The 11,979-nt window shown below is 65.4% G+C and carries 15 protein-coding genes; 11 read left to right on the top strand and 4 right to left on the bottom strand.

Annotated features, from left to right (window positions below):
* The 3 genes from DB032_RS23240 to DB032_RS23230 all read right to left on the bottom strand — a co-directional run.
* A partial coding sequence (locus tag DB032_RS23240; protein WP_146176793.1) for a type VI secretion system Vgr family protein occupies positions 1–1,302 on the bottom strand: 1,302 nt, incomplete at its 3' end.
* A gap of 60 nt (positions 1,303–1,362) precedes the next feature.
* Positions 1,363–1,731, bottom strand: a complete 369-nt coding sequence (locus DB032_RS23235; RefSeq protein ID WP_146176776.1) for a type 1 fimbrial protein — start codon at positions 1,729–1,731, stop codon at positions 1,363–1,365.
* A gap of 258 nt (positions 1,732–1,989) precedes the next feature.
* Positions 1,990–2,337 carry a Mor transcription activator family protein gene (locus DB032_RS23230; RefSeq protein ID WP_107801535.1) on the bottom strand — a complete coding sequence of 116 codons (348 nt, stop codon included), beginning with the start codon at positions 2,335–2,337 and terminating at the stop codon, positions 1,990–1,992.
* 231 nt (positions 2,338–2,568) lie between these two features.
* On the opposite strand from DB032_RS23230, the gene DB032_RS23225 reads away from it, so the two are divergent.
* The 11 genes from DB032_RS23225 to DB032_RS23180 all read left to right on the top strand — a co-directional run bounded on the left by DB032_RS23225 (position 2,569) and on the right by DB032_RS23180 (position 11,490).
* Positions 2,569–3,030, top strand: coding sequence for a Gp37 family protein (locus DB032_RS23225; RefSeq protein ID WP_158274406.1), 462 nt, complete (start codon positions 2,569–2,571; stop codon positions 3,028–3,030).
* On the top strand, positions 3,027–3,224 hold the full coding sequence (locus DB032_RS23220) for a hypothetical protein (protein ID WP_107801533.1): 198 nt from the start codon (positions 3,027–3,029) through the stop codon (positions 3,222–3,224). Before DB032_RS23225 ends, DB032_RS23220 begins: the two co-directional genes overlap by 4 nt.
* Positions 3,225–3,226: 2 nt before the next feature.
* Positions 3,227–4,663 carry a phage tail sheath subtilisin-like domain-containing protein gene (locus DB032_RS23215; protein ID WP_107801532.1) on the top strand — a complete coding sequence of 479 codons (1,437 nt, stop codon included), beginning with the start codon at positions 3,227–3,229 and terminating at the stop codon, positions 4,661–4,663.
* A gap of 2 nt (positions 4,664–4,665) precedes the next feature.
* Positions 4,666–5,190, top strand: coding sequence for a phage major tail tube protein (locus tag DB032_RS23210; protein ID WP_043592621.1), 525 nt, complete (start codon positions 4,666–4,668; stop codon positions 5,188–5,190).
* A 199-nt stretch (positions 5,191–5,389) separates the two neighbouring features.
* Positions 5,390–5,644, top strand: a complete 255-nt coding sequence (locus DB032_RS23205; RefSeq protein WP_107801531.1) for a phage tail assembly protein — start codon at positions 5,390–5,392, stop codon at positions 5,642–5,644.
* 25 nt (positions 5,645–5,669) lie between these two features.
* Positions 5,670–5,798, top strand: coding sequence for a GpE family phage tail protein (locus tag DB032_RS24780; protein ID WP_191186169.1), 129 nt, complete (start codon positions 5,670–5,672; stop codon positions 5,796–5,798).
* 124 nt (positions 5,799–5,922) lie between these two features.
* Positions 5,923–8,586, top strand: a complete 2,664-nt coding sequence (locus DB032_RS23200; protein ID WP_107801530.1) for a hypothetical protein — start codon at positions 5,923–5,925, stop codon at positions 8,584–8,586.
* Positions 8,587–8,647: 61 nt separating this feature from the next.
* Positions 8,648–9,559, top strand: a complete 912-nt coding sequence (locus DB032_RS23195; protein WP_107801529.1) for a phage tail protein — start codon at positions 8,648–8,650, stop codon at positions 9,557–9,559.
* Positions 9,560–9,563: 4 nt separating this feature from the next.
* Complete coding sequence (locus tag DB032_RS23190) at positions 9,564–9,779, top strand: tail protein X (protein ID WP_107801528.1); 216 nt, start codon at positions 9,564–9,566, stop codon at positions 9,777–9,779.
* Complete coding sequence (locus tag DB032_RS23185; RefSeq protein WP_233246771.1) at positions 9,776–10,840, top strand: phage late control D family protein; 1,065 nt, start codon at positions 9,776–9,778, stop codon at positions 10,838–10,840. The genes DB032_RS23190 and DB032_RS23185 overlap by 4 nt, the downstream gene beginning before the upstream one ends.
* A complete protein-coding gene (locus DB032_RS23180) occupies positions 10,837–11,490 on the top strand; it encodes a phage baseplate assembly protein V (RefSeq protein WP_227106023.1) in 654 nt (217 codons plus the stop codon). Before DB032_RS23185 ends, DB032_RS23180 begins: the two co-directional genes overlap by 4 nt.
* Before the next feature lie 87 nt (positions 11,491–11,577).
* On the opposite strand, the gene DB032_RS23175 is transcribed toward DB032_RS23180, so the two are convergent.
* Complete coding sequence (locus DB032_RS23175) at positions 11,578–11,916, bottom strand: hypothetical protein (RefSeq protein WP_107801526.1); 339 nt, start codon at positions 11,914–11,916, stop codon at positions 11,578–11,580.
* Between the last annotated feature and the right edge of the window lie 63 nt (positions 11,917–11,979).

The following is an 11,979-nucleotide window of genomic DNA, read 5'->3' as shown; positions in this document are numbered from 1 at the left end:
GGCGTGGCTGCCGTTATAGAGCACGCCAACAACGACAGGACGGTCAATGTCTCCTTCCAGAAAGTCCACCAAGACTTCCTGACCGATGCGGGGAATGAACTGATGCCCCCAAGCCGCCCCGGCACTAGGCATCACCACTCGAATCCAACAAGAGGACTTATCATCCATCGCCGCGCCGATGCCGGGATGCTCTTCAGGGCGCTGCCAATGGAATTGCACCTTGATGCGTCCGAATTGATCCGTATGCACCTCTTCGCCGGCTGGCCCCACCACGGTAGCGGTCTGGCTGCCCAAACTCGTTGGCTTGGCGTGCCGGGTATAGGCATATGCCGGCGTCAGCGGAATGCCGCGCCGTTGAGCGGTAAAGGTGGTTTGGTAAGGCGCGGGTTCAGTTTGCTCTTTACCCGTGGCGGTTTGAAGCAGCCGCTTCAGTCCTTGGGGAAGATTGTTGTGAGCGATGAAGCGCTGTTTGGTCACCACGAATTCACGTTGCTCGCTGCTGTCCCCGTCATGGTTGGGATGGTTGTCCAGACGGAACCATTCGCCCGGCAGCAGCCCCCTGACCGCGCCACCGCCACTGAACTGTTTGGCCTGTAAATCATGCGCCTGCTGCCGCAGCTGCGCGTAATGCCCAAATTGCTCCGCATCGCTCGCATAGTAAAGCGTCTGCGGCGCGTAGTCCTGCAAGGTGGACTGTAAGGCTTTGCCACTCTGGCCCTGATTGATTTGGCTTTCATCGCCCGTCATATTGCTGGTGACCGGCTGGTAATCGAAGCTCGCCAGAGCGACATTGCCGGATACGATTTGCCGGGAAGACTCCCAAGCGCTTAAGCCGTCCTCTTCTTCCGTCGCATCGCTGCGGTGAAAGCGAAGACGTTCCATGCTGGCGGCGGGCAATCCAAATGGATCATCAAACAGGATCAGCTGTACTTGCGGCAGCTTGTCTTTCTCAGAGTGGGCAAACCGCCAGCCGTAACCCTCTTCATGCATCAAGCGCACGATAAAGTCATAGTCGCTCTCACGGTACTGTAGGCAGTAGCTGCGCGGCGAAGCCGGACCTACTTGAATGTCCAAAGTCTGAACCCGTGCGAACTGAGCATTATTCGCCTGATGCTCTGCCAGAATCTGCTTAATGATGTCTGGCACGGTCAAGTCCTGGAACACGCGTGAAGTCCGCCGATAGCGCAGCAGCGAAAAAGGAGCTTCCACCGTCAAACCGTACTGAGCGAAACCGCCATCCGCCCCCAGCTGCTTCACCTCCGACACCACCCCGCAACGCACCAGGAGCTGGGCTTTATGCATTGCGCTGTTGAATGGTGACACAGAAGCCTCCCCAAAGGGAGGCTTTGTTGCGTCCGGCCGTCAGTAATAGCTGACCACCAGTTGGCCGCGCTGCTTGTCTTTGGGCGTGAGGATATTGAAGCTGCGCAGCTTGTCGCTGCGATCCAGGTCGTAGCCTTTGGCGGCGACCTGGCTGCTGGCTAGGGCGTCGGCGTTGGCGCGCACCGGCAGGTTCTCGCCGTTGGCCGCGAGGGCCTGGATATGGACCGGCGCCTTGCATTTGCCGACTTCCAGCCTGCTGGGGCCGTTGACGCGGCTGGGCGCGTCGAGCGCCAACGGGCATTGGGCTTCGACGATGCGGCCGCTGAAGGTGATGACCCCGCCGTCGGCGTGAGCAAAAGACGACAGCAACAGGAAAGCCATGGCGGCGAGAGGCGCTGGATGTGTCATGTGGATACCCCGTTTGATCTAGTGACGTTGCGCTCAGCGGTCTGTGGCCGCTGTGGTGGTGTGGCCTTCTAGGTATAGGCGGTATCCGGACTGATTCCAGGAAAAAATTAATATATTAAAACTATATTTAATAGAAAATTACTATAAATGTTTTAAATCAAGTCTTTATTGGATTGAGTTTGTTTAAAGTCTGAGTCAGAAAAGCCGCTCTCCGGTTTTGGAGGAGCGGCTTTTTTTCATGGGCGCGGCGGGGCGTGTTCAGCCGGTCTGCCCGGCGCGTTGCTCCAGCTCCCTTTGGCGTTCCGTCTTGATGATTTTGTAGATCCATTGCAGCGATACGCCGTAGCGACGCGCCAGTTCCGCGTGGTTGCCGCCGGTGAATTCGCCGTAGATCTGCTGGTCGCGCAGAGAGGACTGATAGGACAAGCCGATGGGAAAGTAGATGTTCTGTCCGCCCCAGTGTTTGGCCATGCGTTCGGCGATTTCCTGCCCCAGTTGCTCCGCTTGTTGTTGTTCGGTGTTGGCGAGCTGTTTCAGCGTCATGGCCACGTGCTGGGCCAGGTCGACGAGCAGTTCCGGTCCTTTGCTGCGAAAGCGTGCTTGCATGGCGTTGTCCTTTGGCGGCGGTATCGATGACGGCCATTATCGCCGTCTTCGCGCGCGCGGCCCGGATGACGGCTGTCAGCGCCGGCGCGGTCCGGCTTTCTGTAAAGAGGGTTAAAAGACCGCAATGGGGACGATGGCGCATCCTTGCCCTCGTTCGATGGCCAGGCGTCGTCGGCAACCGTCCTTGCGAGTGATCTCGCCTTTCTTCCCACGATGTCCAGGAGCCCGCCCGTGGCCAGCACTTCCCAAATCGTTGACGCGCTGTTGGCGCGTTTGCGCGGCGTTTTGCCGTCATTGAGCGTCGAGCATTGCGCCGCGCCGGCCGATTACCGGCTTGAACATCCGCAAGGCGCGCTCTTGTTGAGCTATCGAGGCAGCCAATTCGCCTTGCCGCGCGATGTGGCCGGCGTCTGCCAGCTGCGCACGCTGCAGTTGGAGCTGACGCTGCTGCTGCGGCGCGCCGGCGCGCAAGTCAACGATACGGAAGCGCTGGACGCGGCGCGGCGCGCCTGCCTGGGATTCTCCGCGCCGGATTGCCGACCCGCCTGTCTGTCGAGCGAAACCTTTTTGGGCTTCAGCGACGGCATCGCCCGTTACGCCATTTCGCTGGCCGCCGACACCTTGCAGGTGGCGGAGGCGGCCCCGGGGCATGAGCCTGTGTTAACCGCAGTCACTAAGGAGGAGCAAGCATGAAGTATTTGTATTCCGGGCCGATCAGCGGCGTCACTTTGGCCGACGGCCAGGAAATCATGTTGTTTCCCGGCGCCGAGGTGGAGATGCCGGAACAGCACGATTACACCCGCGTGCTGTTGGCCTTGCAGCATCTGAGCCCGTTGCCGCAAGCGGCGGCGGCATCGACGTCCCCTAGCGCTGAACAAGGAGCTTGAGCATGGCAGCCAATTATCTGCATGGCGTGGAAACCATTGAAGTGGAACGCGGCGCGCGCCCGGTGCGCACCGTCAAATCGGCGGTGATCGGCCTGATCGGCACCGCGCCGCTGGCGCCGGAAGCGGCCAATACCCCGGTGTTGTGCCTGTCGGAAAAAGACGGGGCGGCCTTTGGCCCGCAGCTGGCCGGCTTCACCATTCCGCAAGCGCTGAACGCGATCTACGATCACGGCGCCGGCACCGTGGTGGTGATCAATGTGCTGGACCCGGCGCTGCACAAGAGCTCGGTCGCCGGCGAGGCCGTGACGCTGGACGCGGCCACCGGCCAGGGCAAGACCGCCAAGGCGGCGCTCTTGAACGTGACGGTGAAGAGCGCCGACGGCGCCACCGCCTACGTGGCCGGCACCGACTACCTGCTGGACGCGGTCAACGGCAAGATCACCCGGCTGAAGGACGGCGCCATCGCCGCCGGCGCCGGCCTGAAAGTCAGCTATGACTACGCCGACCCGGCCAAGGTCACCGCCGCCGACATCATCGGCGCGGTCAACGCCGCCGGCAACCGCACCGGCCTGAAGGCGCTGCAAGACACCTATAACCGTTTCGGCTTCTTCGCCAAGCTGTTGATCGCGCCGGGCTTCTGCACTCAGAACTCGGTGGCCAGCGCGATGGCGGCCATGGCCGACAAGCTGGACGCCATCGCCTATGTCGACGCGCCCATCGGCACCAGCTTCGCCCAGGCGCAAGCGGGCCGCGGCCCGGCCGGCGGCATCAACTTCAACACCTCCAGCGACCGCGTGCGCCTGTGCTATCCGCACGTCAAGGTGTTCGACCCGGCCACCAACGACACCCGTCTGGAGCCGCTGTCGGCCCGCGCCGCCGGCCTGCGCGCCAAGGTGGACAACGACAAGGGCTTCTGGTGGTCCAGTTCCAACCAGGAGCTGGCCGGCGTCATCGGCGTGGAGCGCCAGCTGACCGCGATGATTGACGATCCGCAGTCCGAGGTGAACCTGCTGAACGAGCAGGGCATCACCACGGTGTTCTCCAGCTTTGGTTCGGGTTTCCGCCTTTGGGGCAACCGCACCGCCGCCTGGCCCACCGTCAGCCATATGCGCAACTTCGAGAACGTGCGCCGCACCGGCGACGTGATCAATGAGTCGATCCGCTATTTCAGCCAGCAGTTCATCGACATGCCGCTGAACCAGGCCACCATCGACGCGCTGGTGGAATCGGTGAACGGCTACGGCCGCAAGCTGATCGGCGACGGCGCGCTGCTGGGCTTCAAGGCCTGGTTCGACGTGGCGCGCAATCCGGAGACCGAGCTGGCCGCCGGCCATCTGCTGATCAGCTACAAGTACACGGTGCCGCCGCCGCTGGAACGTCTGACCTTTGAGACCGAGATCACCTCGGAATACCTGTTGAGCCTGAAGGGAGGCAATTGATCATGGCAGGCAAGATTGAAATCAACCGCATCACCAACGCCAACATCTACATCAACGGCAACTCGCTGTTGGGCCGCGCCGAGGAGATCAAGCTGCCGGACGTGTCCGCCATCATGCAGGAGCACAAGGCGCTGGGCATGGTAGGCAAGATCGAGCTGCCGGCCGGCTTCGACAAGCTGGAAGGCGAGATCAAGTGGAACTCCTTGTACAAGGACGTGGCCAAGATCATCGCCAATCCGTTCCAGGCGGTGCAGCTGCAGGCCCGCTCCAGCATCGAGACCTACGGCGCGCAGGGCCGCCTGCAGCAGGTCAGCCTGGTGACCTTCCTGACCGTGATGTTCAAGAAGAACCCGCTGGGCACCTACAAGCAGCATGAAAACGCCGATTTCAGCTCTTCCTTCTCCGCCACCTACATCAAGCAGGTCGTGGACGGCGAGGATGTGCTGGAGCTGGACTACCTGGCCAACATCTTCCGGGTGGGCGGCAACGACATGCTGGAACTGTACCGTCGCAATATCGGCGGTTGATGGGGGGCCGGCCGCCGGCCGGCTTGTTTCTCTCTTTCCGCGCTGACGAGGCTGGACCCGGCTTGGCCGGGTCCGCCGGAGCCGCGGGGAGGCGACCGGCGGCTTCAAGCCTTTCCCTAAAGGGCTTTAACAGACCCGCCGGGCCGTAAACCGGACAATGAAGCTCATCAACCACGCAGCCTGCGACCAAGGAGCTCACATGAAGATCAAACTCAAATACCCGTTCACCAACGCCGCCGGCGAACGTCTGGACAGCCTGGACATCAGCCGCCTGAAGCGCGCGGATCTCAAAGCCGCCAGTCATCACAGCCAGGACGACGCGGACCAGGAGGATTTCCTGTTCGCGCGCATGACCGGCCTGACGCTGGAAGACATCGACCAGCTCGACATCGCCGACAGCCGCGCGCTGGCGGACTGCTTTCGCGACATGGTGGGCGTCTCCGACGACGCTTAAGGACTTCGACGAAGCGCTGCTGACCGTGCTGGGCCTGCCGCCGTCGGAAATCGACGCGCTGGCGATGGACGACTACTGGTTTTGGTGCGAGGTGGCGGAGCGAGAGATCCAGCGCCGTCACGAGCGCGAACAGCAGTGGCTGGATCGAGACTGATTTTTCCTGCGCCGCGCGTCCGCGCGGCCCGGGGCCGGCCCGTCCGTCAGGACGCCCGCCGGCCCCACCCGGAGCCGCCGGAGCTGGTTTGGCGGCCTTCCCCTCATACTCACAGGCTAACACCATGGTAAGCGAGTTTTTCATCGGTCTTAAGGTGGGAGCGACGCTGTCCGGGGTCTTCGACAACGCCTTCCGTTCCGCCCGCGCCTCCTTGGACGAACTGGGCAAGACCAGCTTGCGCCTGCGCGACCGCCAGCGCGAGCTGAGCGACAGCGTGGAGCGTTCCCGCAAGGCCTTCGCCGCGCTGGATCTGCCGCAGCTGGAACGGGATCACCGCAAGCTGGAGTTGACGCTGGAACGTTTGCGCCGGCGTCACGACGCCTGGCTGGACAGCGTCAAGCGCGGCCAGGGCGTCAAGCTCGCCCTGCCCGGCGTGTCCCAGGTCAGCGAGATGGTGGCCAAGTGCCGCGTCGAGCTGCAGGCCTCGGTGAAGGTCAAGGCGGTGATCGAAGTGGAACAGCGGGTGCTGGAAAGCCAGGAGCGGCAAAAAGACGCCACCTGCAATCCGCGCCCGCCGACCGTGCCCAAGCGCCCGACTCCGCGCGGCGACGGCGGCGACAAGTCCAAGGACGCGCCGCCCGATCTCGAATCCACCCTCCTGCGTCTGCGCACGCCCGGCATCCAGCGATGGATAGGCGTGGCCGACGCTGTTCAGCTGTCCTCGCGCTGGCTGTCCGACGCCGCCGGCAAAACCCACGAAGTCTTGTCCAAAGGCCTGGGCAATAAGGCCTTGCGCTATGTGCACGGCAAGCTCAATCCCTTGCTGGGCGGCAAGCTGCCCAGCGTGGACGCCATGCTGGGCGCGCTGGAAAGCACTCGCGACGCCGGCGACGCCGTCGCCAAGGGCGCGGCCAGAGTGGGCCAGGCGCTGCGCCGCTACGCCGACACCCCGGGCAGCGTGCTGGCCAAGATCGCCGCCGCCAGTGAGACGCTGCTGAAAGAAGACGGCGCCAAGGCGGCCCAGCCGGGCAAGGCGGGAGGCGCGGCGGCCAAAGGCAAGGCCGGCGGCGGCAAGATCCGTTCCGCCATTCGTCTATTGCAAGGCCTGCCGGCGCCGGACGCCACGCCCCTGATCGAATTCAACGACAAGGTGGGCAGCATCAGCCGCGATGTGGCCAAGGCGGCCGGCACCGTGCACAAGACCTTGTCGCAAGGCATGGGCAACAAGGCGCTGCGCTATGTGCACGGCAAGCTCAACCCCTTGCTGGGCGGCAAGCTGCCCAGCGTGGAAAGCCTGCTCGGCTCGGTGAAAGCGCTGGAGGACGGCGCGACCAAGGCCGGCGAGATCAGCGACAAGGTGGGCAAATCGCTGCGCCGTTACCAGGACACCAAGGGCGGCTTGCTGAGCAAGCTCTGGGCCGCCGGCAGCGAATGGTTCAAGGAAGACAAGCCGGGCGCCACTCAGAGCGAGACGGACAAACCCGGAAGCAGCCAGAGCCAGATGGACAAGCCCGGCGGCTGCATGGAGGCCAAGCCCGAGAACTGCTGCTGTTGCTGCCAGCCGGCCACGCGCGACATCGACAAGCCCGGCGACGGCATGGACCCGGATCGGGACGAACGTCGCAAGAAAGAGAAAAAGGACGGCCGGCGCGAGCGCGGCCGCAAAGAGCGGCGACCCAGGCCCAAGCCCGGCCCGAAACGGAGGCCAAGCCCGCAGCCGAGACCGAGCCCCAGACGGAGCCCCAGACGGAGCCCGCGTCCGCGGCGCCTGCCCAAGGGGCGCGGCCTGCTAGGCGGCATCGGCGAAGCGTTCCGTCGCGGCGCGGCGTTGGCCAAGGCCGGAATCAAAGGCTTGGGCAATGCGCTGAAGCAGGTGCCTGGCATGCTGCGTAGCGGTGCGCAGAAAACCGGGGACTGGCTCAAGAGCCTGCCGGGCAAGGCCAAGGCCGGCGCGCAGAGCGCGGCCAGGGCGGCGGGTTCGGTGGCCAGCCGTGCCGGAGCGGGGCTGAAGCGCCTGCCCGGGCTGGCGCGCGGCGGCATCGGCGGCGCGGCCAAGCTGGCCAAGGCGGCGGCCCAGCGCGCGGGGCCCTTGTTGAAGGCCGGCGCCGGCGTGGCCAAGGCCGGACTCGGCATCGGCAAGGAAGTGTTCAAGCGCACCGGCGGCCTGCTCAAGGCCGGCGTCGCCGGTTCGGTGATCACGGCGTTGGAGGCCGGCCAGGAGGCGTGGAACGTCAGCAAGTCCAATCGCAGCCAGACCGAGAAGAACAAGGAGTACTGGAAGATAGGCGGCAAGGCCGGCGGCTCCATCGGCGGCGCGGCGATGGGCGCGGCCATAGGCAGCATGATTCTGCCCGGCGTCGGCACCTTGGTGGGCGGCGTCATCGGTCACTTCGCCGGCAAGTACGCCGGGGAATGGGCCGGCGGCAAGGTGGGCCAGGCCATTCACGGCGCGCCCATGCCCGGCAAGGCCAAAGCGCCGACGGCGGGCGGCGCGACGCCCGCGACCCAGGCGCCTGCGCAGCTTCAAGCGCAAGCCCAGGCGCAAGTGCGCAGCCAGCAGCTGCAACGCCTACAACAAGGCGGCGCGGCGGCCAAGTCGCCGGGCAAGAGCGCCGGCGGCGGCATGAACGTCACCTTCGCGCCGCACATCACCGTCACCACCAGCGCGGCGGCCACGGTCAAGCAGCAGGTGCAGCAGGCGGTGCAGCTGTCCTACGCCGAGTTCGAACGCCTGATGCGGCGCTACGAGGCGGACAGACAACGGCGCAGTTACAGCGCTCGCGCTTGAGTCGCGGAGCCTGGCGCGCCCGCGCGCCGGGTCCTCTTTCCACCCATTCGGAGGGCAACCCATGTACGCGGTACTGGGCAATATCGAGTTTGATCTGATCAGTTATTTCGACGGCCTGGAACAGCGCAGCGGCAGCGACTTCGCCGAACACGGCCGCATCGGCGGCAAGCCGGTGTTGCAATTCGTCGGCGACAAGCTGGACGAAATCCGCATCGACCTGGTGCTGCACGCCGCCTACTGCCAGCCGGACGAGGAGCTGCAAAAGCTGCAGGCGGCGCGCCTGCAGCACCAGGCCTTGGCGTTTGTGCTGGGCAACGGCGACTACAAAGGCCGCTTCGTCATCGCCGAACTGCAAAGCACCGGCCGCCAGACCGACCGAAGCGGCAGCCTGTTGGCGGTGGAGGCCCAGCTCAGCCTGCGCGAGTACGGCGGCGACGCGCCGCCCAAGCCCAAGCCGGCGCTGGCCAAGGCCGCCGCCAGCCTGCCCGCGGGCAAGCTCAAGCTGCCGGCCGGGTTGGAGCGCTTCAAGGCCGACATCGCCGGCCTGGCCAAGACCGTGGCCCAGGTCAAAAGCGTGGTGGGCAAGGTCAAGACCGTGATCAACACCGCGCGCGAACTGCGCCAGCTGGCCGGCCGAGACCCGGCCGCGGCGCTGGAAAAGCTGCCCGGCCTGCTCAAGGAGGTGCAGGCGCTGGCTCCCGGGCTGCAAGTCAGCGGCGAGCAGATGGCCAAGTTCGAGCAATACAGCAAGCTGGCCGGCGACGCGGTGCGTGTCGGCCAGAGCCTGCAGCAGGCCAAGCTCAATATGACGGCGATGGGCCGGCTGCTGGCCGGCACCCAGGCCGGCCAGGTGCTGGACAAGCTGGCCGCCTGCGAAGAAATCAACGGCCGCTCCGAGGTGGCCTTGCGCGAACTGGCCGAGCCGCTGGCCGGCCTGGCCGCCAAGGCCGCGGTGCGGCGCATCCTGAGGTGACCCCATGTTCCTGAATCATGTGACTCAAGAAAACGAACGCTGGGACCAGATCGCCTGGCGTTATTACGGCGACGTCGGCCAGATGGCGCAGCTGATCGCCAACAACGCCCACATTCCCATAGGCGAAACCCTGCCCGCCGGCCTGATCCTGGCCGTTCCGGTGCTGGAGGCCGCGGACAGCGAGGCGCTGGAGCAACTGCCGCCGTGGAGGCGCTCATGAGCGACAGCCGCGCGCAAGAGGTGCCGACGCCGGCCTTCGAACTCAGCTACAACGGCAAATCCATTACCGCCAACATCGCTCGCCACGCGCTCAGCGTCAGCTATACCGATCACCTGAGCGGCGAATCCGACGAGCTGGACGTGGAATTGGAAGACGTGGACGGCCGTTGGCTGGACGGCTGGTATCCGGACAAGGGCGCCACGCTGGCGCTCAAACTGGGCTATCGCGGCGCGGCGCTGGTGGCGGCGGGCAGCTTCGACATCGACGAAGTGGAATACCGTTCGCCGCCGTCCACCGTGCGCATCCGCGCGCTGGCCACCGGCGTGCAGCACCCGCTGCGCACCAAGAACGGCCGCGCCTATGAGCAGATCACGCTGCAAGCGCTGGCCCAGCGCATCGCCAAGCGCCACCGGATGAAGCTGCAGGGCAAGATCGAGACGGTGAACATAGACCGGCTGACCCAGTACCACGAAACCGATCTGCAATTCCTGCAACGGGTGGCGGACCAGCACGGCTATGTCTGCAAGGTGATGGACAACAACCGCAAGCTGGTGTTTTGGAAGCGCAGCGACCTGATGCGGAGCGCCAGCGTGCGCCGCTACACCCCGGCCCAGCTGATGGCCTGGCAGGCGCAGGACCAGCTCAGCAAGGTGCCGGCCCAGGTGGACGTCAGCTATCACGACCCGGCCAAGCGCGCGCTGCGCACCGCCAGCGTGCGCGCCGACGCCAAGGCGCCGGGCGGCAAGGCCAGCAGCGCGGACACCGTCAAGCTCACCCGCAAGGCCGCCGGCAAGCGCCAGGCCGAACAGATGGCGGCGGCGGAGCTGGAGCGCCGCCAACTGGACCGCACCCGCATGTCCATCACCGTGGACGGCTCGCCGCAGCTGGCCGCCGGCAGCAATATCGATCTGGACGGCTTCGGCAAATTGTCCGGCCGCTACCAGATCCAGCGCGCCAGCCACCGCATCAGCCGCCAGGACGGCTATGTGTGCGAGCTGGAATTGAAACGGGTGAGCGCCGGCGCCGCCCAAAACCCGCAAAAAGAGAGGAGCAAGCCATGATGGACGTACCCCTGCCGGAAGCGCTGGCCACCCTCAAGTTCGGCAGCGTCTCCGCCGTGGACGCCAATACCCAGCGCGTCCGAGTGCGGCTGCCGGAGTTGGGGCGTCTGCGCACCGCTTGGCTGCCGGTGCTCAGCCGCAAGAGCGGCCGCGACAAGGACTACTGGCTGCCGGACATCGGCGAGCAGGTGGCGGTGCTGCTGGACGCGCGCGGCGAGGACGGCGTGGTGTTGGGCGCCATTTTCTCCGCCGCCGACGCGGTGCCGGTGGCCAGCGTCGATAAATGGCATCGCCGCTTCGCCGACGGCGCGACGCTGGAATACGACCGCGCCGCGCATCAGCTCACCGTCAGCGGCGGGGTGCAAAAAGTGGTGGTGGAGGCCGGGGCGGAAATCGTCCTCAAGGCGGGGGCCAAGGTCAGCATAGACGCGCCGGCCACCGAGATCAGCGGCACCCTGCTGGTCAAGGGTCTGCTCACCTATCAGGGCGGCCTGAACGGTTCCGGCGGCAGCGGCGCCAGCTTCTCCGGCAACATCAGCCAGAGCGGCGGCAGCTTCAACAACGCCGGCGGCGACGTGGTGGCCAGCGGCAAGAGCCTGGCCGGCCATGTGCATCCGGCGCCGGGCGGCATGACGGGCGGGCCGGTGTAGGCGCGGCGCTTAGCTGGGCCGCGGCGTCAACAAGCCAGCCCCGACGGATCTCTCCGTCGGGGCTGGCTTGCGTGTTGAATCAATCCCTTAGAGCAAGCGGTTCAACTCGCTGGCCGCATTCAGCTGCATCGCATGCAGCGGTTCCAGCATGAAGGCGAGGTGCTGGTCTTGCGTTCCGCCGTCTGCGCTCTGCCACAGCAGTTGCAAGGCCGCGCCCAGGCTGCTGTTGGCGGCGTCCAGCTCCAGCAGGTGGCGGCTGGCGATCTGGCGTATGGATTGGCGGCAGCGGCTCAACTCGTCTATCACCGCGTCCAGCACGCCCAATTCCGTATGTTGCTGACGCAGCGCCTGCAATTGGGCGATGGCCTGCCCCAGCTGACGCGTGGCTTGGCCTTCGGCGGCGGAGGGGAGGGAGGAGAGGGCCATGATGAGGTTTCCAATTGATGTCGGCGCAGCCTGTCCGGGACCGATCGGAAGCGGGCAAGTCCA

This window comes from Chromobacterium sp. Panama (assembly GCF_003052555.1).
In the GTDB taxonomy this organism is placed as follows: Bacteria; Pseudomonadota; Gammaproteobacteria; order Burkholderiales; family Chromobacteriaceae; genus Chromobacterium.
Note: the sequence above shows the minus strand (reverse complement) of the source record. Positions and strands in the feature narration are given on the sequence as shown.

Bases quoted from the DNA above. Each gene is read 5' to 3' on its own strand.
- DB032_RS23210 (WP_043592621.1), top strand. From the start codon at position 4,666: ATGGCAGGCAAGATTGAAATCAACCGCATCACCAACGCCAACATCTAC.
- DB032_RS23180 (WP_227106023.1), top strand. From the start codon at position 10,837: ATGATGGACGTACCCCTGCCGGAAGCGCTGGCCACCCTCAAGTTCGGC.
- DB032_RS23190 (WP_107801528.1), top strand. From the start codon at position 9,564: ATGTTCCTGAATCATGTGACTCAAGAAAACGAACGCTGGGACCAGATC.
- DB032_RS23235 (WP_146176776.1), bottom strand. From the start codon at position 1,731: ATGACACATCCAGCGCCTCTCGCCGCCATGGCTTTCCTGTTGCTGTCG.
- DB032_RS23205 (WP_107801531.1), top strand. From the start codon at position 5,390: ATGAAGATCAAACTCAAATACCCGTTCACCAACGCCGCCGGCGAACGT.
- DB032_RS23185 (WP_233246771.1), top strand. From the start codon at position 9,776: ATGAGCGACAGCCGCGCGCAAGAGGTGCCGACGCCGGCCTTCGAACTC.
- DB032_RS23220 (WP_107801533.1), top strand. From the start codon at position 3,027: ATGAAGTATTTGTATTCCGGGCCGATCAGCGGCGTCACTTTGGCCGAC.
- DB032_RS23175 (WP_107801526.1), bottom strand. From the start codon at position 11,916: ATGGCCCTCTCCTCCCTCCCCTCCGCCGCCGAAGGCCAAGCCACGCGT.
- DB032_RS23215 (WP_107801532.1), top strand. From the start codon at position 3,227: ATGGCAGCCAATTATCTGCATGGCGTGGAAACCATTGAAGTGGAACGC.
- DB032_RS23195 (WP_107801529.1), top strand. From the start codon at position 8,648: ATGTACGCGGTACTGGGCAATATCGAGTTTGATCTGATCAGTTATTTC.
- DB032_RS23230 (WP_107801535.1), bottom strand. From the start codon at position 2,337: ATGCAAGCACGCTTTCGCAGCAAAGGACCGGAACTGCTCGTCGACCTG.
- DB032_RS23200 (WP_107801530.1), top strand. From the start codon at position 5,923: ATGGTAAGCGAGTTTTTCATCGGTCTTAAGGTGGGAGCGACGCTGTCC.